At 71.3% G+C, this 487-nt stretch carries 1 protein-coding gene; it reads left to right on the top strand.

Going from position 1 to position 487, the window contains the following annotated elements; all coding sequences use genetic code 11:
* On the top strand, positions 1–389 hold a 389-nt coding region (locus KUM40_RS40725), incomplete at its 5' end, for an ABC transporter permease (protein ID WP_217171451.1).
* Between the last annotated feature and the right edge of the window lie 98 nt (positions 390–487).

The raw sequence follows: 487 nt of genomic DNA, 5'->3' as shown, positions 1-487 counted from the left end.
TCGCGGTCTGGTTCCTCGGCCTGGACGTGACGGGCAGCCCCTGGCTCCTGCTCCTGGTCGCCCTGCTGGACGCCCTCCTCGGCACCGCGCTCGGGCTCATCGTCTCGGCCTTCGCGGCCTCCGAGTTCCAGGCGGTGCAGTTCATGCCGGCCGTGATCTTCCCCCAGCTCCTGCTCTGCGGCCTGGTCACCCCGCGCGACAAGATGCACCCCGCCCTGGAGGCCGTCTCCGACGTCCTGCCGATGTCCTACGCGGTCGACGGCATGAACGAGGTCCTGCGCCACACCGACATGACCGCCACCTTCGTACGGGACGCCCTGATCGTCGCCGGCTGCGCCTTGCTGGTCCTGACCCTGGGCGCGGCGACCCTGAAACGCCGAACGGCATAACCAACCAGCCCGGGAAGGGGCGGCGGGGGCGAACCCCTCAACAGCCCCCCAACAGCCCCCAGCAGACCCCCACCCCCGTCCCGCGGACTGGACGCCAC

This window comes from Streptomyces sp. AC512_CC834, from assembly GCF_019049325.1.
Classification (GTDB): domain Bacteria; phylum Actinomycetota; class Actinomycetes; order Streptomycetales; family Streptomycetaceae; genus Streptomyces.
The sequence above is the reverse complement of the archived record's forward strand: the minus strand, read 5'-3'. Positions and strand labels throughout refer to the sequence as shown.